The sequence below is a fragment of the Methanoculleus nereidis genome (genome assembly GCF_032944295.1).
Taxonomy (GTDB): domain Archaea; phylum Halobacteriota; class Methanomicrobia; order Methanomicrobiales; family Methanoculleaceae; genus Methanoculleus; species Methanoculleus nereidis.
The window spans coordinates 171,768-192,525 of sequence record NZ_JABFFQ010000003.1 but is presented as its reverse complement, the minus strand read 5'-3'; the positions used below and the strand labels follow the sequence as shown (position 1 = coordinate 192,525).

Annotated in this window: 17 protein-coding genes and 1 tRNA gene; 10 read left to right on the top strand and 8 right to left on the bottom strand. The window is 61.0% G+C overall.

Going from position 1 to position 20,758, the window contains the following annotated elements:
* Nucleotides 1-18: 18 nt before the first annotated feature.
* A complete protein-coding gene (locus tag HL657_RS06455; protein ID WP_317296006.1) occupies nt 19-804 on the top strand; it encodes a hypothetical protein in 786 nt (261 codons plus the stop codon).
* Here the strand turns inward: HL657_RS06455 and HL657_RS06450 are convergent.
* Nucleotides 791-1,765 (bottom strand): DHH family phosphoesterase, encoded by a 975-nt coding sequence (locus HL657_RS06450; protein WP_317296005.1) that lies wholly within the window; start codon nt 1,763-1,765, stop codon nt 791-793. The genes HL657_RS06455 and HL657_RS06450 overlap by 14 nt on opposite strands.
* A gap of 137 nt (nt 1,766-1,902) precedes the next feature.
* On the opposite strand from HL657_RS06450, the gene HL657_RS06445 reads away from it, so the two are divergent.
* From HL657_RS06445 to HL657_RS06435, 3 genes are all read left to right on the top strand, one after another.
* Nucleotides 1,903-1,976, top strand: a tRNA-Phe gene (locus tag HL657_RS06445).
* A gap of 88 nt (nt 1,977-2,064) precedes the next feature.
* Nucleotides 2,065-2,727, top strand: coding sequence for a phosphoribosylanthranilate isomerase (locus tag HL657_RS06440; RefSeq protein WP_317296004.1), 663 nt, complete (start codon nt 2,065-2,067; stop codon nt 2,725-2,727).
* Nucleotides 2,728-3,001: 274 nt separating this feature from the next.
* The gene (locus HL657_RS06435; RefSeq protein ID WP_317296003.1) at nt 3,002-3,235 is read left to right on the top strand and encodes a DUF5320 family protein; all 234 of its coding nucleotides are present in this window, start codon (nt 3,002-3,004) and stop codon (nt 3,233-3,235) included.
* Nucleotides 3,236-3,436: 201 nt separating this feature from the next.
* Here HL657_RS06435 and HL657_RS06430 read toward each other — a convergent pair whose 3' ends face one another.
* Nucleotides 3,437-3,610 (bottom strand): 4Fe-4S binding protein, encoded by a 174-nt coding sequence (locus HL657_RS06430; protein WP_317296002.1) that lies wholly within the window; start codon nt 3,608-3,610, stop codon nt 3,437-3,439.
* Between the two features lie 85 nt (nt 3,611-3,695).
* Entirely contained in the window at nt 3,696-3,935 is a 240-nt protein-coding gene (locus tag HL657_RS06425; RefSeq protein ID WP_317296001.1) for a DUF5320 domain-containing protein, read from the bottom strand.
* Nucleotides 3,936-4,090: 155 nt separating this feature from the next.
* On the opposite strand from HL657_RS06425, the gene HL657_RS06420 reads away from it, so the two are divergent.
* From HL657_RS06420 to HL657_RS06410, 3 genes are all read left to right on the top strand, one after another.
* A complete protein-coding gene (locus HL657_RS06420) occupies nt 4,091-6,532 on the top strand; it encodes a PAS domain-containing sensor histidine kinase (protein ID WP_317296000.1) in 2,442 nt (813 codons plus the stop codon).
* 301 nt (nt 6,533-6,833) lie between these two features.
* A complete protein-coding gene (locus HL657_RS06415) occupies nt 6,834-9,851 on the top strand; it encodes a CheR family methyltransferase (protein ID WP_317295999.1) in 3,018 nt (1,005 codons plus the stop codon).
* Between the two features lie 9 nt (nt 9,852-9,860).
* Nucleotides 9,861-11,132, top strand: a complete 1,272-nt coding sequence (locus HL657_RS06410; RefSeq protein ID WP_317295998.1) for a PAS domain-containing sensor histidine kinase — start codon at nt 9,861-9,863, stop codon at nt 11,130-11,132.
* Nucleotides 11,133-11,515: 383 nt separating this feature from the next.
* Here HL657_RS06410 and HL657_RS06405 read toward each other — a convergent pair whose 3' ends face one another.
* Nucleotides 11,516-12,760, bottom strand: coding sequence for a hypothetical protein (locus tag HL657_RS06405; protein ID WP_317295997.1), 1,245 nt, complete (start codon nt 12,758-12,760; stop codon nt 11,516-11,518).
* Nucleotides 12,761-13,144: 384 nt separating this feature from the next.
* Here HL657_RS06405 and HL657_RS06400 point away from each other — a divergent pair, with 384 nt between their 5' ends.
* Entirely contained in the window at nt 13,145-13,669 is a 525-nt protein-coding gene (locus tag HL657_RS06400) for an Hsp20/alpha crystallin family protein (RefSeq protein WP_317295996.1), read from the top strand.
* 52 nt (nt 13,670-13,721) lie between these two features.
* Here HL657_RS06400 and HL657_RS06395 read toward each other — a convergent pair whose 3' ends face one another.
* The 3 genes from HL657_RS06395 to HL657_RS06385 all read right to left on the bottom strand — a co-directional run bounded on the left by HL657_RS06395 (nt 13,722) and on the right by HL657_RS06385 (nt 17,300).
* The gene (locus HL657_RS06395; protein WP_317295995.1) at nt 13,722-14,993 is read right to left on the bottom strand and encodes a glycosyltransferase; all 1,272 of its coding nucleotides are present in this window, start codon (nt 14,991-14,993) and stop codon (nt 13,722-13,724) included.
* 147 nt (nt 14,994-15,140) lie between these two features.
* A complete protein-coding gene (locus HL657_RS06390) occupies nt 15,141-15,566 on the bottom strand; it encodes a response regulator (protein ID WP_317295994.1) in 426 nt (141 codons plus the stop codon).
* A gap of 3 nt (nt 15,567-15,569) precedes the next feature.
* On the bottom strand, nt 15,570-17,300 hold the full coding sequence (locus HL657_RS06385) for a PAS domain-containing sensor histidine kinase (protein WP_317295993.1): 1,731 nt from the start codon (nt 17,298-17,300) through the stop codon (nt 15,570-15,572).
* Nucleotides 17,301-17,589: 289 nt separating this feature from the next.
* Between HL657_RS06385 and HL657_RS06380 the strand changes: the two genes are divergently transcribed.
* The gene (locus HL657_RS06380) at nt 17,590-18,270 is read left to right on the top strand and encodes a 2,5-diamino-6-(ribosylamino)-4(3H)-pyrimidinone 5'-phosphate reductase (protein WP_317295992.1); all 681 of its coding nucleotides are present in this window, start codon (nt 17,590-17,592) and stop codon (nt 18,268-18,270) included.
* Nucleotides 18,271-18,312: 42 nt separating this feature from the next.
* On the opposite strand, the gene HL657_RS06375 is transcribed toward HL657_RS06380, so the two are convergent.
* Nucleotides 18,313-18,750 carry a hypothetical protein gene (locus HL657_RS06375; RefSeq protein WP_317295991.1) on the bottom strand — a complete coding sequence of 146 codons (438 nt, stop codon included), beginning with the start codon at nt 18,748-18,750 and terminating at the stop codon, nt 18,313-18,315.
* A 283-nt stretch (nt 18,751-19,033) separates the two neighbouring features.
* On the opposite strand from HL657_RS06375, the gene HL657_RS06370 reads away from it, so the two are divergent.
* Nucleotides 19,034-20,623, top strand: a complete 1,590-nt coding sequence (locus HL657_RS06370; RefSeq protein WP_317295990.1) for an FMN-binding glutamate synthase family protein — start codon at nt 19,034-19,036, stop codon at nt 20,621-20,623.
* The last annotated feature ends 135 nt before the right edge of the window (nt 20,624-20,758 follow it).

The window sequence follows — 20,758 nt, the reverse complement described above, 5'->3', positions numbered from 1 at the left end:
TAATAAAGACACCAGCGCATGGCACGACGGATCACGATACCGGTCCGGTCCTTCGGCTCCGAGGTTGGGGTGCCCGAAGTTCCGGAACTCGCGGAGTGGCTGAAAGGAAAACGGGGGAAGGAGGCGGACCTCACGACCTACCGGCTCGAGCGCTCGCTCGATGCCCAGGAAGGGGTGGCGGTGCCCGCAGCCGGCGGCCTCTTCTACGGCGAGCGGTTGAGCGCGGCCTTCCAGGGTATGGCGGACGGGGTGCTCGTCGACGAGCCGGGCATCGACCCGTCCGTCGTGGCGGCGGATGCGCACCTTGTCTGCACAAGGCGAAAGGACGCCAGGTTCTCCCTTCCGGCCCCGCACATGCTCGGGTTCCGGGACGGCTATATCGGCGATGAGGAAGAGTTCTCTGAGACGATCGCGACCGCTTACGCCCGCCTTGCACGGGAGATGCGGGATGCAGGCGTGCGGGGGCATGTTCTGGTCGCGGACCGGGCGGACCAGATCGAACTGGAGGTGCTCGCGTCAAGAAAGATCGTCTTCTTCCCCAAAAACCCGGAGACCTTTGACCTCGAGCTGCTGCTCGAGTACCAGGGCGACCTCATCCTCCCGGCCCACGGCCTCGGCCGGGCAGCGGACCTGATGGAACAGTTCCGCGTCAAAAAACTGATCTTGCTCGATGCGGAGGAAAATAATCTCGCAGCGGCGGCCGAACTCGCCGACCCGGATATGCTCGAGGTCGGCGGCTACTGCGAGGACGACTGCCCGGACTACTGGAAGAGCCTGGTCGAGCGGGCGTTCATTCCTCGATAGACTCCGCCTTCTCCGCCAGGCGGCGGTAATGCCGGTTCCGTTTCACGAGCCAGAAGAGGAGCCGGTCGAGGAGGGTGAACGAGAACGTGCCTCCGGCTGCGTGGGGATGCCCTCCGCCGGAGAACTCCCGGGCGATGATGTGGCTGACAGGGGGGACGGACCTGATGGAGATGCGGCCGTTTGAGGAGACGACCACCTCGATATCGGTGCCGAGTTCCTCGCGGATGGTGTGGGCGGTCTCGCTCGGGTAGCCGTAGAGGGGAGCGAATGCGATCCGGTAACGGCCGTCGGCGATGATCGTGGTGTGCCGAAGGCTCTTTTTGATGTCGCGCTCCATCTCGCGGACGATCCCGGCGTACTCGCTCTCGACCTTCGCATCGATGATCGTGCCGCGGACGAGGTTGTCGCGGACGTACTCCCGCCAGCCCTTCCGCATCACCACCTGGCCGAGCATCTTCGACCGGGGATCCTGGTGCTTCCAGAGGTCGTAGTCGCAGACGACCCGCGCGATCTCTTCGGCCACCGCATCACCGGGGGCGAGGTCGCGTGCGACGATACCGGTCGCGCAGGTGGAAACATCGATGTGGAGGAGGCTCGTCTTCTTCTCGACGGCCCGGACCTCCTCGTCCTTCCAGCGGTGGTGATCGCGCCACTCGATCCGCCACCCGTTGGAGCGCGCCTTCGCCAGCCTCTGCTCGACGCCCTGCTGATAGCCGATATCGGATATGCTGAGGAGATCGCCCCGCCCGGGGGAGCCGGCCACCGCGTCGAAGAGGGAGAGGAACTTGCCGACCGAAGCCCAGACGGTGAAGACGTCCCCGTACTTCCTCCGGTGGATGGCGTCGCTCCCGACGGCATCGAGGTCGTTGTGCGTGAGATGCACGACGGCCTGTGTCCTCCCGGAGAGCGCCTGCATAAGGTTCGTCCCCCGGTTATCCGGCTTCTTATTGTTTCGGCCCATTGTTCCTTTACATCGATGTACAACGTGATAAACAGACGGTTCGGATTCCGTTGCCGTGCTGCTGCCCGGCGTGGGAGGCTGTCTGTCCAGGAAGCACAGAATTTATTAGGGACGACCGACAACACTGTAAGGCAGAAGCCCCTGTAGCTCAGACTGGGAGAGCGCCAGACTGAAGATCTGGTTGTCCCCGGTTCAAATCCGGGCGGGGGCACTTCGAGCACCTTTTCTGATGCCTTCTCTCACATCGCTTCCCCGGCACGCCTGCAATACCTATCTGCCATAACGACAGAGAGAATCTAATGCGCGTCAAATTCTGTGGAACGGCCAGCCTTGCGGATATGCGGTGTGCAACCGATGCGGGCTGCGACGCCCTGGGATTCATCATGGGCGTGACCCATCAAAGCAGCGATTTTATAACACCGACGGAGGCTGCGAAGATGATCCGCCATCTCCCGCCGTTCATCGAACCGGTCGCGGTCACCCATCTGCAGGAAACAGAAGATCTCATTACGCTGGTGAGAGACTCACACTGCACGACGCTGCAGATCCAGAACACCATCAAACCGTCCGAAATGGACGTTATCCGCGATGCTCTCCCGTACGTAACGATCCTGAAAGCCGTTCATGTAACGGACGAATCGGCAATCAAGATGGGAAAACACTATGAGCCCTATGCCGATGCGCTCATCCTCGACACCAGAACGGCGGAGAAGCTCGGGGGAACCGGGATTCCTCACGACTGGGACATCAGTGCAGCAATTGTGGCAAACTCGGCAGTTCCCGTGATACTTGCAGGAGGACTCACGCCGGAGAACGTGAGCGAGGCGATACGAAAGGTCCGCCCGTACGGGGTCGATGTGCATACCGGCGTCAAGAAGAACGGGGTTCGCAACCCGGAAAGGGCACGCGCTTTTGCCCGCGAAGCGCGAAACGCCCTGCCGGACCCCGGGAGCAGGGGATAGATCTTTTCTCAGCCGGAGACGGTGAGACGGCGCTGAGCCTCCCGCATAAGCAAGTGCTCCGGACCGGGCAGGCACCGGGCTGATAGATGGCCGGTCCAGGTCCGAAACTGACCGGCGTTCATTGCTACCCGGACGAGCCGGGCATTCCCTGTGCCGGGCTATTCCGTCAGGCAACGCCCGGAATACCGACACCTGCCCTGATAGATCTATTTATCTAATTATACACATATGAGCAATAATAGCGGGTGGAAGTCCACCTGCAAGGAGGTGAACCATGCCAGGATTTGACAGCACAGGGCCGGGAGGGCAGGGCCCGATGACCGGCGGCGGGTTCGGCTATTGCAACCCCGCCGCACGGAGGCAGTGGCCGCCCATGTGGGGCTACCGCGTACCGTACTCACCCTACCCCGGACAGGTCTACGGTCTCGGCCGGGGAGGGGTCCCCCGGGGTGGCGGCCGGGGTCGTGGCTTCGGCGGGGGCAGGGGCCGCGGGTGGCGGTGCTGGTAACCACAGGCCGGCGCGGCAAACCTCGTCTGCACGTACCACCGAGCTCCTTACGATGTGGGACCGGCTACCCCACTGCTCTTCAGATCATACCCCAACCCGGTGTGGACCCACCCCATACCCGGGTTTCGCAACAGGGTTAGTGCATGCAGGTTGGGTCGGAGTGCATAAATTACGCAAAAAGAGTTTTTCGTCCGGTCGACACTATTCAAGATGAATCGCGCCGGACGGGCACTCAGCGATGCAGGCCCCGCAGTCGATGCAGAACCCGGGATCAACGTTTGCTTTCCCGTCTTCCATCCAGATCGCTGCAGCCGGGCAGACGTCCACACAGGTCGCGCACCCGGTGCAGAGGTCCGGATCAATCACCGCTGCCATACTCTCACTGCACCTCATCGGGTTTTCGAACGTTGTGCACCACGAAGAGCGCACTGAGCAGGCCGGGACGGCCTGCACCGGCCGTTCACCATCGACGTCCGCGTCCGCCGCCGAAGCCGCGGCCACGGCCGCACCCGTATGGGATTCCGCCTCTTCCAAGGCCATAAACCGGCTGCTGCTGAACCGGGGGCTGCTGGGTGGTCTCGTTCGTTTCTCCGGCAGGGCTGCCTTCTGCAGGCGGCTGCGGCGGCAGGACGCACCTGCCCATGCGCCGGCCGGTCATCGGCCCCATACCCTGGGGCCCGGTACCATCAAATCCTGGCATTTTCATTCACCTCGTTGTAACATAGTACTCATATGCGCGAAATCATATAAATTTATCCCCCGCAGGGTATGCCCACTCCATGAACAGACCGTAACATCTTCATGCACAACCGGAGATATCGGCCTCTCCAGGACTGGCTCCTTCCGGAATACCCCATGCCAAAGTTTACTGTCGATCAGGTTCCACCCCGGATACGCAGAACGGCCGAACGTACCATGTCTTCCACACCAGTATCCAATGAACTGCCCTTTCCACGCGCCACCCTCGACGAACTCGAGGACGGCGTGCTCCTGCTTGATTCCGACAGAAGAGTGGTACGGGTCAACCGGGTCTTCCGGAGCCTGCTCACGCTGCCGGACAACAGGGATCTCACCGGGGCGGACGGGATGGCGCTCGTCCGCACCCATCTTGCACCGATCATCACTGATGCGGGAGCGGCCCGGCAGCTTCTCGCGGCGCTCCGGAACAGGGAACCGCTCTCCAGGCTGGAATGCCGGATTGCCCCCGACCGGTGGGTGACCTGCTCGGTCCGGGTTCCGGATAGTGGCACAGTGCTCCTCCTCGTCAGCGATATCACCGCGAGGAAGGAGAGCGAGGAGAACTACCACCGTCTCGAGCAGGAGCGAAACCGCTACCGGGAACTCTTCGACCTCGCCCCCGACGGCTACTTCGTCTGCGACCCGCAAGGGATGATCCTCGACGTGAACCAGGCGGGAGCCCTCCTTCTCGCGAGAGACCGGCAAAGCCTGATCGGGACAGCCGCCACCGATCACATCGTCCCCGGGGACAGGAAGGCCTGCCGTGACCTCGTCGCCCAATTCAAGAGCGGGGTCCCCGGCCCCCTGCGGGGGATCGAGGTCCGGGTGCAGCCGGCGGCCGGGGAGCCCATCCCGGTCTCCCTCTCGGCCACCGCCGTCCGGGACGACCGGGGCGGCCTTACGGAGATCCGGTGGCTCGCACGGGATATTACCCGAAGAGTTCAGGTGGACGCAGAGCGGGAGCAGTTGCTCGCCGAGAACCAGTCGCTCGCGGCCGACCTCGCGGAAGAACGCGACCTCCTCCGGACGGTCATGGAGTACACCGACGTCCACCTCGCCTACCTCGATCCCCATTTCCGGTTCGTCCGCGTGAACACGGCCTATGCAGAAGGTTCCGGGCATGCGAAGGAGGACCTTCTCGGGCGAGGCCACTTCGACCTCTTCCCGGATCCGGAGAACCAGGCAATCTTTCAGCGGGTGCGGGATACCGGGGAGGCATTCCGGATATACGCAAAGCCGTTTGCGTACGTTGACCAGCCTGAACGCGGGAAGACCTTCTGGGACTGGAGCCTCGTGCCGGTGAAGGATGCGAAGGGAGACGTCCAGGGACTGGTCTTCTCGCTTGCCGACGTCACGGAGCGGGTACGGGCCGAGGAAGAGGTCCGTATTCGGAACAGGAGGCTTGCCGTCTTAAACGCGGTCATCACCGCATCGGCATCCGCGTTCACCCTTGACGAGCTGCTCGATAATACGCTTGACGCAGTCCTCGATAACCTCGGGTTCGACGTCGGGTTGATCTACATGCTGGAGGGAAGGGACCGGGTGCACGCCGGCATCCGGTGCTACCGCGGGGCATCCGAATTCGCCCTGATGCAGAACCAGACCCTCAAGGTCCACCACTGGCCCTACAACCGGGTCTTTGTCGCTGGTCAGCCCTGGTTCGTCGAGGAAACGGATGACGCGGGAAGCCAGGAGCGTGACGTACTCGCGGACTTCGGCGTTGCATCCCTGGCCTTCATCCCGCTCGTGGCCGAGTCCTCGGTCGTCGGGGCGCTCGTGCTCGGGAGCACCGAGAGACAGGAGATCCCGCAGGAGACCCGTCGGATCCTCGAAGCGGTCGGCCGGGAGGTCGGGGCCGGGGTCCTCCGTGGGATGCTCTACGACCGGCTCGAGGCGGCGAACCGGGAGGCGAACCTTTACCTCGATATCCTCACCCACGACATCCGGAATGCCGACAACGTCACGAGCATTTACGCCGACTTGCTCGACGAGAAGCTCTCCGGGGAGGAGCGGGAGTACCTGCAGAAACTCCGGGCCGGCATCAGAAAGAGCATCGAGATCACGGTGAACGTCGCCACGATCCGCAGGATCCGCGAGAGCCGGACGGCGCTTCACCCGGTCGACCTCGACCGGGTGATCCGGGAAGAGATCGCGCACCATCCGGATACACGCATCGCGTATGAGGAACTGGGCGTGACGATACTCGCCGACGACCTCCTGCCCGAACTCTTCACGAACCTCATCGCCAACGCTGCAAAACACGGCGGGCCGGATGTCGAGGTCACCATAACCGTCGATGATGCCGAAGAGGACGGGTTTCTCCTCGTCACCGTCGCCGACACCGGCCCGGGGGTTCCGGACGAGGCAAAGCAAGCCATCTTTTCCCGGTTCGAGCAGGGGGAGGGCCGGGAGAGCGGCCAGGGCCTCGGTCTCTCGATCTGCCGGATGCTTGCTGCCCGCTACGGCGGGACGATCTGGGTCGAGGATCGGGTGCCAGGGCACCCTGAAGAGGGAGCAGCGTTTGTGTTCACGCTCAGGGAGGCCGCGCAAAACAGTTGAGAGTTCTCCTCGAACAACCCGGGAATTATATTTTTGGCTAACAACGCCACCGTGGAAAAACCCGTAATCGCCAGAATAAGGATTGAAGAGCACGGGCTCCCCATACGAAAGTTAATCAAGAATAGTGATCGATGATCAATCATGTGGGGCGTTCCTGCGGTATACCAAGAGGCATGCCGCACGGCGTGTGCATCCATAAACGGTCGTGCATTGGGCCAGCCCCCGGAGTTATAGATCCTCATAGCGGGCCGGCGCGTGAGGACGACCACGCACGGTAAACCAACACAATGAGGAAGAGGTAATGGGAGAACCAGAACAATCGAAAAGTGCAGGCAGGACCCCGGTAGAAAACCTCCGTGAAGAGGAGACACCGGCCGCGGCAACGGAAGGATCCCCGGTTGCCATCGCCGGGATCGGGGCATCTGCCGGCGGCCTGGTGGCCCTGGAAGCGTTTTTTGCTCACGTCCCGCGCACAACCGGCATCGCGTACGTGGTGGTCACGCACCAGGCCCCCGATCAGCCGAGCAGTCTTCCCGAGATCCTCCAGCGGTCCACAACCCTGCCCGTCGTGAAGATCGAAGACGACATGCGTGCCAAGCCGGATACCGTGTACATCATCCCGCCGAATGTCGATCTCTTCATCCTGCACGGCACCTTCACCCTGATCGAGCAGGCCCTGCACCAGGGGTTGCGGTTGCCGATCGACACCTTCTTTCGCCAGCTTGCCGAGGACCAGGAGGAACGGGCGGTAGGGATCGTTCTTTCCGGTATGGGGAGCGACGGGAGCCTGGGCGTGCGAGCGCTGAAAGAACACATGGGCATGGTGATGGTCCAGGAGCCGGGTACGGCAAAATTCGGTGCCATGCCGCAGTCTGTCCTCGCAACCGGACTCGTAGACTATAGCGCTCCGGTAGAGGAGCTACCGAATCTGCTCATCGACTATGTCCAGCACCAGGCAAGGGTTCCGCGGGAACCCCGCCCGCACACCGGGCAGATGGAGAACTCCCTCACGAAGATCTTCGCGCTCATCCGTACCCATACCGGTCAGGATTTCACCTTCTACAAACGTAACACCATCGTCCGTCGGATTGACCGGCGGATGGGCCTGCACCAGATCGCCCGGATTGAAGACTATATCCTGTATCTCCGGGAAAACCCTGACGAGGTGAAGACCCTTGCCAGAGAACTGCGCATCGGGGTCACCCAGTTCTTCAGAGATCCGGATGCCTGGCAGGTTCTCCAGGAGACGGTCTTCCCCGACCTGATCAGTTCCCGGTCCCACGGGGAGACGCTCCGGGTCTGGATCGTGGGGTGCTCCACCGGCGAGGAGGCCTACAGCATGGCGATTGCCCTCCATGAGACGCTGGATGCACTCCAGCGGCATGGGGACCTCCGGATCCAGATCTTCGCAACCGAACTGGATGCGGATGCCGTCGAGACCGCACGCCTCGGAAGGTATCCCGCCAATATCTCCGCGGACGTTTCTCCCGAGCGGCTGGAACGTTTCTTCGTTTCAGAAGGCGATTCGTACCGGGTCCGGCCGGAGATCCGGGAGACCGTCGTGTTTGCCGTCCAGAACGTCATCTCCGATCCGCCGTTCACCCGCCTGGACGTACTCTCCTGCCGGAACCTCCTCATTTACCTCTCACCCGAGATCCAGAGGCGCCTGATCCCGCTCTTCCACTACGCGCTGAACCCGGAGGGGATCCTCTTCCTCGGTGCAGCGGAGACCATCGGCGAGCACTCGGACCTGTTTTCGGCTGTCGATACAAAGAACAAGATCTTCGTCGCCAGGGGGGACGGGTCGACCACCATCCAGCAGATCGGGCTCCCGGGCAGCTGGAGCCTGCCTGAGACGACGGGCAGGGCCCGCAGTCTGCAGCCCCAAACGGCGATCCCGGTCGGCACCCTTACCCAGCAGGAGTTGCTTAAGTATTACGCACCACCTGCAGTGGTCATCACCGAGAACGGCGACATTCTCTACGTATACGGCCGGACCGGGAAATACCTCGAGATGCCGACGGGAAAGGCGGACCTGAACATCTTCACCATGGTACGGGAAGAATTCCGGTACCAGATCGCGACCGCCATCCAGGCCGCGATCCACAAGAAAACGGATGTGACCGGCAGTGAGATCACGATCAGGGACGGGGGGGCCCGGAAGGTCACGGTAACCGTGCGGCCGGTCCGGCGCCCTCCCGCCACGGGAGACCTCCTGATGGTTACCTTCGAGGAGAGCGAGGAGGAACAGAGCGGCCCACCCCGGGCAGAGGTCAGCGGCACGAACCTTGAGGATGCAGCATGGAAGGAGTTAGAGCAGGAACTCGCCCAATGCCGGGAACAGCATAATAATACGATGGAAGCAATGCAGGCCTCGCAGGAAGAGATGAAGTCCATGTACGAGGAACTGCAGAGCACCAACGAGGAGATCCAGAGCACCAACGAGGAGCTGACCACGAGCAAAGAGGAACTCCAGTCCTTAAACGAGGAACTCATCACGGTGAACGCCGAACTCCAGACAAAGATCATCCAGCTCACGCAGACCACGGACGATATGGCCACGCTCTTGAGGAGCACCGAGATTGGTATGGTCTTCCTCGACACCGAACTCCGGGTGCGGCGGTTCACCGAACCCGCCACCCGGATCGTCAACCTGATTCCGTCGGATGTCGGCCGTCCGGTTACGGACCTGGGCACGAATGTCCAGGACGGGAATTCAATCTTCAGGGAAGCCCGTCAGGTGCTGGATACCCTGGCGATCAGGGAAAAGCAGGTGCAGATCACGAATGGAGACTGGTACCTCATGCGCATCCTTCCCTACCGGACCTCGGACAACCGGATTGATGGGGTGGCGATCACGTTCGTGGATATCACCCGGATCAAGCGCCTGGAGCAGTCCCTCCAGGAGAGCACCGCCTACGCGGAGAGCATCATCAGCACCATCCGCGAAGCCCTGATCGTGCTCGACGCCGACCTGAAGGTTGTATCCGCCAACCGTTCGTTCTACGAGATGTTCCAGACAACGCCCGGGGAGACGGAGGGGCGAAAACTCTATGCGCTGGGCAACAAACAGTGGGACATCCCCAAACTTCGCCACCTTCTCGAGGAGATCCTGCCCCGGGAGACGCAGTTCGAGGGGTTGATCCTCGACCACACCTTCCCCGGGATCGGGCGCCGCACGATGCGCCTGAACGCGCGGCAACTCCGTGCTCCTGCTGCATCGGGGGAGATGATCCTCCTCGCCATCGAGGACGCTACCACTGTCCCGATGCAGGAGCCGCCGAACACCCGTGACGGGACTGCCGGCAGACCTGAGTGAACTCGCCTTATGCAGGAAGCCAACAGCGCTGACAGCAAGGACTCTTCGGGACGGCGTACCCGGGAGCAGACCGCGCCTGCGGGAGAAGAGAAAACGGAACGCTCCGGGATGGATACGCTGGCACTCTGCCAGGAACTCGATATGCACCGGGCCAACCTGGAGCTGCAGAACGCGGAGCTCCGCCAGACGCAGGAACAGCTCAGGGCCTCGGAGGAGGAGTACCGGGATCTCTACGAGTTTGCTCCCGTCGGTTACCTCACGCTGGACGGCGAAGGCCGGATCCGGCGGGTGAACCTGACCGGATCCGCACTGCTGCACGTGGAACGGGCATCCCTGGTTCAGATGCGGTTCCAAACCTTCGTGGCCCCGGCAAACCTCCCGGTATTCCGGGAATTCCTGGCCCGCATGGCGGAGTCCGGGGAGAAAGAGAGGTGCGAGCTGGAGCTCGTGACCCCCGGCCGGAAGAAACCCCTGTGGCTGATAGCGGAGGGGCGCTCTCAGCGGGCCGCCGGCGGGGCGGAGTGCCGGTACCGGGTGGCCCTTACGGATATCACGGAGAAGAGACACCTCGAGCAGTCTCTCCGCGAACGCGATGCCACCGAGCTTGCCCGGATTCACCGGGACCTCGAGTCCGCCCACCGGGAGGCGAACCTCTACCTGGATATCCTGACCCACGACATCGGGAACACCGAGAACGTCTCGAACCTCTATGCCGAGCTGCTCGTCGATTCCCTGGAGGGAGAAGCAGTCGGATACGTTAAGAAACTGCAGCGCAGTGTCCAGAAGAGCATCGAGATCCTGGGGACCGTCTCGAAGATCCGGCGGATTCACGCCGGGCCGCCTCTCCTCCGGCCGACGGATCTCAATGCGGTCATCAGGGCGGAGATCGGCCACTTCCCGAACATCTCCATCTCCTACGAGGGCGTTCCCCGGCAGGTTCTTGCCGACGACCTCCTTCCCGAGGTCTTCACGAACCTGATCGGCAACGCCGTAAAGCACGGGGGTCCCGGCGTCGCCGTAGCCGTCAGGACGGAAGAAGAGGACGGTTTCGTCCGGGTGACGGTCGCGGACACCGGCCGGGGCGTCCCGGACGGCCAGAAAGAGGAGATATTCCATCGCTACGAGAAGAAGCAGCGGGGCGTCGGCGAGGGGCTCGGGCTGTACCTCGTGCAGATCCTCATCGGCCGCTACGGGGGTAAGATCTGGGTCGAAGACCGGGTGCCGGGCCGTTCCGATGATGGGGCGGCGTTTGTGTTCACGCTCAGGGAGGCCAGGGGGTAACGGCGACCTACCGGCACCAGATATGTAGCGGGTGGTGCATAAGATCCTACGGGCCATCGCAAGTTGTGTGAGGCAAACAGGGCAGAGACAACAGTATACTCTTCCGCGGAAGAGGTAAGCCGCACAGCAGCCCGAAGGTTCGGGCCGTCAAGCAAAAAAGGGCCCTGTTGAAATGCTTTCCACAACCCCTGGATAACACTCGGTTGCCGATAGAGGCGGGTGATGTGGGTCTCACGCGAAGCCGCGAAGCCGCGAAGGGAGACAGTCAATACCCATCCAGACTTCGCGTTCTTCGCGCCTTCGCGTGCGTCGGTGAGACATGGATTATCCGGAGATAATTCATCCTCCGGGAGAGGGTTTCAACAAAACCCAAAAAAGGGACCTTATCGGGCCGGCACCGCGGCCATACCCTTCTCCACCCGGCGGGCCATCTCCTGCTTGACCCTCCGGATATTCTCCATCTGGTCGCGCTCTGCAAGGTTCGGGCCCGCTTTCCCGACGATCTCCTCGCTCGGAACACCCTTTGCGTTCATGACGCGCAGGTAGCCGAAACTCGCCCAGTCGTCCGGGAGGTCGCGCATCCGCATGAACTCCATGTTGTTCGGGGCAAGGTCGAGCTGGCCGTCGATGACGCTGTTGACGTAGTCCTTGTTCTGCTCGAAGACGACCAGAGGCTCGATGACGTCCGCCTTTACGAGATCCTGGATGTCACGGCCCTCGATCTTCTTGATGAGCCGTGCACACTCGTTGAAGTGCGTGACCTCCATCTTCATGAACTTCTCCCAGATCCCCTTGATCCTCGGGTCGCTCTCGGTCTCTGCGCACGAGTAGTAGAGGTAAGCCTCGTTGAGTTCCATCATCGCCAGCTTCTCAAGCATCGTCTCGTTCGGGTCGCCGAGCAGCCCGTACTGGGTCACGTGCTGCTCCTCGATCTCCGCAATCTCGGCGTAGAGCTGTCGCGCGATGTCGTCGGGATACATGAACCCGTGCGACCGGTAGTAGAGCATCGTCTGCTGCTCGGCTGCGGTGATCGTGATGTAGTTCATCTTCGTCTTGATGTCGGCCGTATCCTTGTCATAGTGCTTGCGCATCGAGTCAAAGGGGTGGCGGTGCTCGATACTCGTCGGCCTGCCCGGCTTGACCTCGGTCTTGCCCTGGACGATCACTTCGGGGTCGCCGCCCTCGATGTAGTCGTAAAGGCAACTGTAGCGGTAGAGGTGGTCGAAATCCTCGAGCAGCGCAAAGTCCAGCGTCTGCTTCACGTAGGGGTCCGGCTCGTTCTGCGCCAGGTTCGCGGTGAGGTCGACCGCCACCTGCTCGTAGCCGAGGGTGGTCTCGATGATCGACTGGTCCGCCGGGTTGAGCCAGTTGACCAGCTCCTGCTGCTGGGAGTCGATCCGCCGCATCAGGGCCATCGACTTCTTCACCTCGGGGTCAGGGTGCATCCGCTCGATCGCGTGCGAAGTGAGGACGGCGTTGTTCTCGATACCGTTCATGAGGATGATCCGGGTCCGGGTGTAGGCATCGACCGCCTTCTTGTCGTACGGCATCGGGACCATATCCTTCCAGTTCATGGGCTGCTCCTCGATGGGCATGCCCTCCATCTCAAATGGTCTGAATTGGGCCATCTTATCTTCCTCCATAACCCCCGCCGAATCCATCGGCACGGGTATCTCCGGCAGTACAGCGGTACAGGCGGTGAGTCGTGCGGTCACCCCTGCACCCTGGAAAATCCGGGGGTTCCCCACCATACGGGTCATGCCACAAAAACCTAACGGCCGGGAGAAAGGGGCGCAAAAAACGCTCTTTGGGGATGCTCCGACAGTAGTACCGACGCCACCGGGCGAATTATCCATACGGCTGCGCCCCGGTATCACCATGGTACCGCAAGGTATACACCACCCGGGTGTGGATGCAGACACAGACCGGCCGCGGGCGCGCCCGGGACCCCCGGTACGAAGGGTTAAGTATGCCGGCTCAAGAGAGATCGCCGGGTGGCGGCCGGCCATCTGATGGCTACCAGACTGCAGGAGGCAAAGAGCATGACAGGAAGAGAAGACGATTCCCCCGGCACCGGACGCCGGGACGGGGATGAGGGAACAGGCAACAGGGATTCAGGGTTTGACAGAACCATCCCGAACAGGGATGTGGAGAGGCTGCCGGAGATCTCCCGCGGGGGCAGCCGCGACTTCCCCGGCCTATCCGCGGACTTCCGGGTCGATATCCTCGACCACGGCGATGAGGTGATCGTTGTTGCGGAACTACCCGGTGCGGAGGAGGACGCGATCCGGGTCAGCCTGCTCAACCCGCACACCCTGCGGATAACGGCACGGCGTGCCGTGCCGGCCGAAGAGGCACCGGGAGCCTACTACATCCACGAGCGCGGGGACGGCATCCTGAGCCGGCTGATACGCCTGCCCGCAAGTGTAACGGGAGAGAGCGCCGCAACCAGGTTCAAAAACGGCGTCCTCGAACTGCGCTTAAAGAAGGTGCGGATACCTCCCGGGCCCGGCGGGAAGGAGATCCCCATCGAATAACGGGTGATAGGATCCCGCCGCATGCTGAGCCGGGGCATGGGGCGAGCACCGGTCACTGCCAGGCCGCACACCCGGCCATCCGGGTCGTCACCACCTGGGGGTGGTAGCAGATGACGCTGTCCCGGGCGGTGATCCTGCCGTTCTGCATCTGGTCGATGACGGTGAGATGGTCCTGCACGCCCCGGGGAAGGAGGTAATACTCCCGCACGAACTCCCTGCCCCGCGCTCCCATCTCCGCGGCCTTTTCCGGGTTGCGGAGGAGGTGGAGGATCCGGTCGGCGGTCTCCTGGATCGTCGAGACCAGGTAGCCGTTCCAGCCGTCCCGGATCTGGAGCGGTATGCCCCCGACGTTTCCGGCAACCACGGGTTTTCCCTTCCAGAGCCCTTCGGTCACCGTCAACCCGAACCCTTCTTTGATGGACTTCTGGACGATCACGTCCGACGCCCGCTGGAGCGCGTTGATCTCGCGGTGACTGTCCGGCGGGAGGTCAAGGACATGGATATCGGGATCGTCCTCGGCCGTCTCGCGGACCTCACGCAGGACGAGGAAACACTCCGGATCGTCGCACGCCCGTCCCCCGACAAGGACGAGTTGGCAGGGGGTCTTCTGCCGGACCTTCTTAAACGACTGGATGACCCCCACCGGATCCTTGAAGACGTCGTACCGGGAGACCTGGGTGACGATCGGCTTTTCGGGGTCGATACCGTACTTCGTGAGGGTGGCATTAATCTCATTCTGTGGGATCTCGCGGTTTTTCTCGGATAAGGGGTCGATGAACGGCGGGATGATGAAACTTGGCACGTTCCAGAGGGGAAGATATTGAAAACTTGAGAAGATGCTGGCGTGATACTTCTCGACCAGCCTTCGTAAGGTGTTGCCGATACTGCCCACAGTCTGCGTGGGGACCGTCTCCAGCTGGACGTGGCACCGCCAGAGCAGCCTCTTTCGTTCGAGTTCCCGGGCCGTCAGGAACTCGACGAGACCGAGCGGCTGGGGATCGTGGATGGTCACAACGTCGGCATCGTCCTCGATCAGCCCTTCATTCTGCCGCTGTGCCTCCCAGTAGGTCTCGACCATCGACGGCGAGAACCCTTCCCGGCCCTGGAGGAAGTTATGGAGCGTCTTCGTGACATCGAAAAATTCCGGTCCGGCTTCCATGACGCTCCAGGTCGTCTCAAGACCGAGTGCGTTGAGGAACGGGACGTATGACATCAGGATTTCTGCGACACCGCCTCCGTAGCGGGTCGAGTTTATTTCCTGGATCTTGACGCCGGAGAGGCGACCGGCAAGTTCTTCTATCGCCGAAAATTGCTTTCTGCCCACGATACGTTGGTATTCCTTGAGAGAGGGATACCCGGGAAGATCCGTAACGATCATGAGAGCAACACTATCCGGTATTACGCAGCTGGCCGATAAAATGCCTTTCGGTGGAGGGCAGGCTGTCCCGGTCGGAGCATACTCCAGGAGGTACTATCCGCTCCGGATCTCCGGGGTACGGTGAATGTCATCATCTGCATGAGAAGAGGCGCCCGGGGGGAGGGCCCTCTCCAGCGCAGCCTTCAACTCGGCAAGCGAAATGGGCTTTTCAAGGACACCGACGATGTCATCCGCATACCTCGAATACTCTTCGGGCCAGACGTGTTTTGCGGTAAAGAGCAGAACCGGGATGTCCTTGAACTCGTCGTTCCGCTTCAGTTCCTCCAGGAACTGCCACCCGTCTATCGGAGACATCATCACATCAAGGATGATAAGTGCAGGTTTCTCTTTCTTGATTGCACGCAGGGCGTCCCACCCGTTATGCACCAGAAGCGGTTCACGATCGATCTTTCTGAGCAACAGCTCCATTACTTCCAGCGTCGGCAGGTCATCGTCAACGACCATAATCTTGTTTCCCAAAATTCATACCTCCCTTGGTATCCGGATGGTGAAGGTGCTCCCCTCGCCCACCGCACTCGTCACCGTTATCTCTCCTCCGTGCAGCAGGGCATACTTGTTCGCGATCGAGAGGCCCAGGCCTGTTCTGCCGCCTTTACTGTTTTGTTTCTCGGCATTCCCGATATAGAACGGCCTGAAGATCGATCCGATGGTTTCTGCGGGGATACCGATGCCATTATCGCACACCATAATATAATGATTTTCATTTGATCCCGCATAGCGGATCCATACTTTCTCTGGTGGTTCATTATACTTAATCGCATTCGATACCAGACACTCCATCAACAGGTAAAGCCGATCGAGATCTCCACAGATGCAAACAGTATCAGGTATTTCGTTATATATCTGGGCCTTTCTATCATATCCGCCGCTGGAAACGACAGAGTCAACGAGTTGACGGAGATGTATATCCTGAACGGTCAGGTCGACGCAGTCCATCGTCAGCAGACTCAGCTCGACCACCCTCTCCACCACCGCCTGTTCCTGACCGGCACACTCGAGGCAGGTCTTGAGGATCTCCCCTGTCTCCTTTGTGAGGCCGTAATGCCCGGGATCTTCGACGATCATCCGGAGATAGCCGACGAGCGGCTGCAATGGCGTGCGCAGTTCGTGAGAGAGGGTGGTGACAAGCCCTTTCCACTGGTCAACCTCCCAGGACATCTGCCTGCAGGCAAGCCTCTGCCGCCGCATCTCAGTGGTGTCGCGCGCGGATCCTACGACGCCGATAAGTGCACCGTCAGCACCGGTATAGGGAGCGATTGTGACGGAGAGAGTGTGCCGGGCACCAGCCACCATCATGTCGAGATTGTAATAGGCATTCTTTCGTTCCTGAATCACCTTACGAACCTGCTTCATGTGCTGTGCGGCAAGGTCTCCGGGCAGGAGGGTATCCACACCCCGTCCGACGATCTCGTCGGGAGAGATGCCATAATCTGAGGCGCGCAGCCAGGAGAAGTGCAGGATGCGCCCCGTTACATCCTGCATGAAGAAGATGTCGTTTGACTGGTGGATTAATTCCATCAGGCGTCCGTTCGACTGAACGAGGTCTTCGTGCTCGTCCCGGAGCCTGCCGGTATCCACAACCGTGCACTCAAAGAGGTTCTCGGGAAATAGGACACGGCAGGAGAGGAGGACCACCCGTGCATCACCGTTTTGCGTGCAGAAGGTCGTTTCCGCATTTCCGATGTAGCCCTCCCGCTTCATCTCCTCAACAAACCAGGCTTTGTCAGCCTCATCTGCCCAGAACCTTTCGGCCGGGATGCCGATGAGTTCCTGCGGGATGTAACCGAGTATGTCGGCACACCGTTTGCTGACGCAGACCAGCCTGAGCGTTTCGGGATCGCAGAGGAATTTTGCGTCGCGGGTATCCTCGGCGATCTGCCGGCACCGTAAAGCAGCCAGATGACTGTTCTGGGAGAAGAGTGTCGTGGCCCCGAAGACCCAGAGGAAGATCATCGTGTGCAATCCCGTCATAACCGGGTCTATGGCGAAGCCGAGGACCAACAGGTATGCCTGGATGAGTACAAACCCGCCGACCAGGAACGCAGTCACCCGGAACCCCTGTCTGGGGAACCAGAACGCGACAAGGAGTATGGGAATACAGTAGATCAGGGGGCAGACGAGGTAAGCCCTGTAGTCCTGTGCAACAGCCGTCAGCATAAGTGATACTGTCGAAAATGTCACTACCACGACCATCTTGACAATATCCGTCTCGGTAAAGAGGTCTTGGCGCAAACGGCTGAAGGGGCAGCGGCTTGGAGGCATGGGAGATACAGAGATTATTCCAGAATGAGTATATATGCAATTCGATATCCGGTGGCGAGATAAAAATAATATTTCGAAAAATGAAGGATTATTCCTGGCATTTCTGGACCGATAACAAATATTTCGCCGGGTTTCTGACGGTGCGGGCGAAAGAGACACGGCAGGTCCCGTACCGCCCAGAAGGCGAGCATATATGAAGATCGTCGTATAACCCTAGAATATGCGCCCGTTTGTCTTCGTCAACGTCGCCATGAGCGCTGACGGGAAGATCTCGACGCGAGAGCGGCGGCAGGTGAGGATTTCAGGAAGTGAGGACTACTCACGAGTCGACCGGATCAAAGCGGAGAGTGATGCCATTATGGTCGGCATCGGGACCGTGCTCGCCGACAACCCCTCGCTCACCGTCAAGTCCCCGGAACTCCAGGCCAAACGGAGAGCGGTTGGAAAAGATGAGAACCCGATCCGCGTCGTGGTGGACAGCGCGGGGAAGACTCCTCTGGATGCGGATATCCTCCACAAGGGAACCGGCAAGCGCATTGTGGCCGTTTCGCAGAGAGCTTCCCCCGAAGCGGTGGAAAGGCTCCGGGAGCATGCCGCCGTCATCGCCGCCGGCGACGAGACCGTCGACCTCTCGCTCCTGCTCGAAGAACTGCACCGGCAGGGGATCCGGCGCCTGATGGTCGAAGGGGGCGGGACCCTGATCTGGGCGCTTTTCGAGCGGGGGCTCGTCGACGAACTCCAGACGTTCGTCGGCAGCATGGTCATCGGCGGGAAGGATGCCCCCACGCCGGCAGACGGCGCCGGTTTTCTCAAGGAGGAGCATTTTACCCGGCTAACGCTCATTGACGCCATCCGGCTCGACGACGGCCTGCTCATACGGTGGGAGGTCGAGAAGGCGTGAGGCAGGTGAACCCTGCCCGGCGCTAAAAAAAGTTCGTGGTGATCAGGAGACTGCCACAATCCGGTCTATAATTTTGTAGGGGCCGCCCGTAACGAGAGTGACACTTATCTCGACCCGGTTCTCACCCTTTGCATTCTGGATGATAAGTTCGTCGCCGCGAATCGGCTGCATGGTCTCGTCGACGACCTCCCCGGTCGACTTGGTCACGCGTACGTCGATGCTCTTGACGAAGTCCTGGCCTTTGCCACCGACGAACACGATTCTAAGGTCATCTGTGATCGTTGGAGTCAATCCTTCCATGACCTCGAACTCAATCTCCTTTCCCGGCGGCACCGTCTCCGTCGGGCCGGGCGTAAGGGAGACTGTGGTCGTTGTGGGTGCAGGCGTTTCTGTGATCGTCGCCGTCTCCTGCGGAGAAGGGCCGGCAGGGTCGCCTGAGCCGGTGCAGGCGGCAGAGAGCGAAAATGCGAACAGGAGCACAATCAGAGCGGGTAGCAACCTGAGGTTCATAAAGCATTCATGCACACCAAGGTATTTTACCCTTTCGCCACGCTCGTGGCATGCTGTAGATACAAGGGCATAAATAGCCCATAATGCTGCCGGCCCCGGCGGCGCGACCCGAGGAAACCGCATCAGGCCGAACAGAAACAGAGCACGGTGCAACGAAATTACGACGAGGTTTCGGAACAGCAGGCCCCGCGCATAGGAAAGATTTATATTTGTTGGAAGGAACCTTCTATCCACACTTGCGAAGGTGCAACTGATGAATCTGCGAAGACCAAACGCTAACGAAGCCACAGGAACGACCAACCGCTCCCGTGACGTCGTTCCGATGTCCGGCATCTGCAGCCGGTGCGTCGACGGCTGCAAGGGATCCTGCGAGATCTGGCTCTCTTCCTTCAGGGGCAGAGAGGTCCTCTATCCCGGTCCCTTCGGTGAGATCACAGCCGGTGCGGACAAAGACTACCCGATCGACTACTCGCACCTGAACATCCAGGGCTATGCCCGGGGCGCAAAGGGGATGCCGGAAGGCGTCGAGGCCAACCCCGACACCGCCGTATTCCAGGACGTCGATACCAGGACCGAGTATGGGTGGGATATCAAAGTGCCGATGCGGGTTCCGATCTTCACCGGGGCACTCGGGTCGACCGAGATCGCACGGGCGAACTGGGAGCACTTCGCCATCGGGGCCGCCATAGCGGGCATCACGCTCGTCTGCGGAGAGAACGTCTGCGGCGTCGACCCGGAGCTGGTGCTCGACCACGACGGCAAGGTCACCAGTTCGCCCGAGATGGACCGCCGGATCGAGACCTACCGGAAGTTCAAAGATAAGTACGGCGAACTCCTGGTGCAGCTGAACGTGGAGGACACACGGCTCGGGACCGCCGAGTACGTCGCGTCAAAGCACAACCTGGAGACGATCGAACTGAAGTGGGGCCAGGGTGCAAAGTGCATCGGCGGCGAGATCAAGGTCGGCAGCCTCGACCGGGCGAACCAGCTCAAAGACCGTGGCTACATCGTCCTCCCGGACCCGGGAGTCCACGAGGTCCAGGCGGCCTTCCAGGACGGCGCCATCAAGGAGTTTGAGCGGCACTCCCGCCTTGGCTTCGTCACCCGGGAAGAATTCCTCGAAGAAGTCGACCGGCTCCGCGATATCGGGTTCAAGCGCGTCACCCTCAAAACCGGTGCCTACTCGGCCGTCGAACTTGCGATGGCAATCCGCTACGGGGCTGAAGCGAAGATCGACCTCCTCACCATCGATGGAGCACCCGGCGGCACCGGAATGAGCCCCTGGCCGATGATGAACGAGTGGGGCATCCCGACATTCTACATTGAGTCGCTTGCCTACCAGTTCGCCGAGAGGCTCCGGCAGCGGGGCATCCGGGTCCCGGACATCGCCATCGCCGGCGGGTTCGCGGACGAGGCCAATGTCTTCAAGGGGCTTGCCATGGGGAGCCCCTACGTCAAGGCGGTCTGTATGGGCCGCGCCCTTATGATCCCTGGCATGGTCGGGAAGAGCATCGCAAAGTGGCTGGAGACCGGTGAGATCCCAAAGACCGTCTCGAAATACGGCCGCACCAGAGAGGAGATCTTCGTCTGCTGCGAAGAGCTCAAGGAGAAGTACCCCGACCGGATAGACGAGATCCCGCTCGGAGCGATCGGGATCTACACCTACGCCCAGAAGTTCAGGACCGGGCTCCAGCAGATCATGGCCGGGACCCGGAACTTCAGCCTCAAGACGGTCGGCCGGAACGACCTGATGGCCCTGACCGAGGAGGCGGAAGAGGTCTCCGGCATCCCGTACGTGATGCGGGCCTACCGCGACGCTGCCGAAGCGGTCCTCGACTCGTAAGAGCGTAGCGACAAACAACCTCCCCCGTTGGCCGCACACCATGTCCTTGCCGTTGGACCGGGGGAGGGAAAACAACCTCGGAAGATACAAATACCCCAGATAACCATTTTTTAATAATATTTCGTATCCGCGATA

Coding starts and splice junctions, on each gene's coding strand:
- HL657_RS06450 (WP_317296005.1), bottom strand. CDS start 1,765: ATGGGCCGAAACAATAAGAAGCCGGATAACCGGGGGACGAACCTTATG.
- HL657_RS06455 (WP_317296006.1), top strand. CDS start 19: ATGGCACGACGGATCACGATACCGGTCCGGTCCTTCGGCTCCGAGGTT.
- HL657_RS06380 (WP_317295992.1), top strand. CDS start 17,590: ATGCGCCCGTTTGTCTTCGTCAACGTCGCCATGAGCGCTGACGGGAAG.
- HL657_RS06405 (WP_317295997.1), bottom strand. CDS start 12,760: ATGGCCCAATTCAGACCATTTGAGATGGAGGGCATGCCCATCGAGGAG.
- HL657_RS06420 (WP_317296000.1), top strand. CDS start 4,091: ATGCCAAAGTTTACTGTCGATCAGGTTCCACCCCGGATACGCAGAACG.
- HL657_RS06425 (WP_317296001.1), bottom strand. CDS start 3,935: ATGCCAGGATTTGATGGTACCGGGCCCCAGGGTATGGGGCCGATGACC.
- HL657_RS06430 (WP_317296002.1), bottom strand. CDS start 3,610: ATGGCAGCGGTGATTGATCCGGACCTCTGCACCGGGTGCGCGACCTGT.
- HL657_RS06370 (WP_317295990.1), top strand. CDS start 19,034: ATGAATCTGCGAAGACCAAACGCTAACGAAGCCACAGGAACGACCAAC.
- HL657_RS06415 (WP_317295999.1), top strand. CDS start 6,834: ATGGGAGAACCAGAACAATCGAAAAGTGCAGGCAGGACCCCGGTAGAA.
- HL657_RS06385 (WP_317295993.1), bottom strand. CDS start 17,300: ATGGTCGTGGTAGTGACATTTTCGACAGTATCACTTATGCTGACGGCT.
- HL657_RS06400 (WP_317295996.1), top strand. CDS start 13,145: ATGGCTACCAGACTGCAGGAGGCAAAGAGCATGACAGGAAGAGAAGAC.
- HL657_RS06435 (WP_317296003.1), top strand. CDS start 3,002: ATGCCAGGATTTGACAGCACAGGGCCGGGAGGGCAGGGCCCGATGACC.
- HL657_RS06440 (WP_317296004.1), top strand. CDS start 2,065: ATGCGCGTCAAATTCTGTGGAACGGCCAGCCTTGCGGATATGCGGTGT.
- HL657_RS06410 (WP_317295998.1), top strand. CDS start 9,861: ATGCAGGAAGCCAACAGCGCTGACAGCAAGGACTCTTCGGGACGGCGT.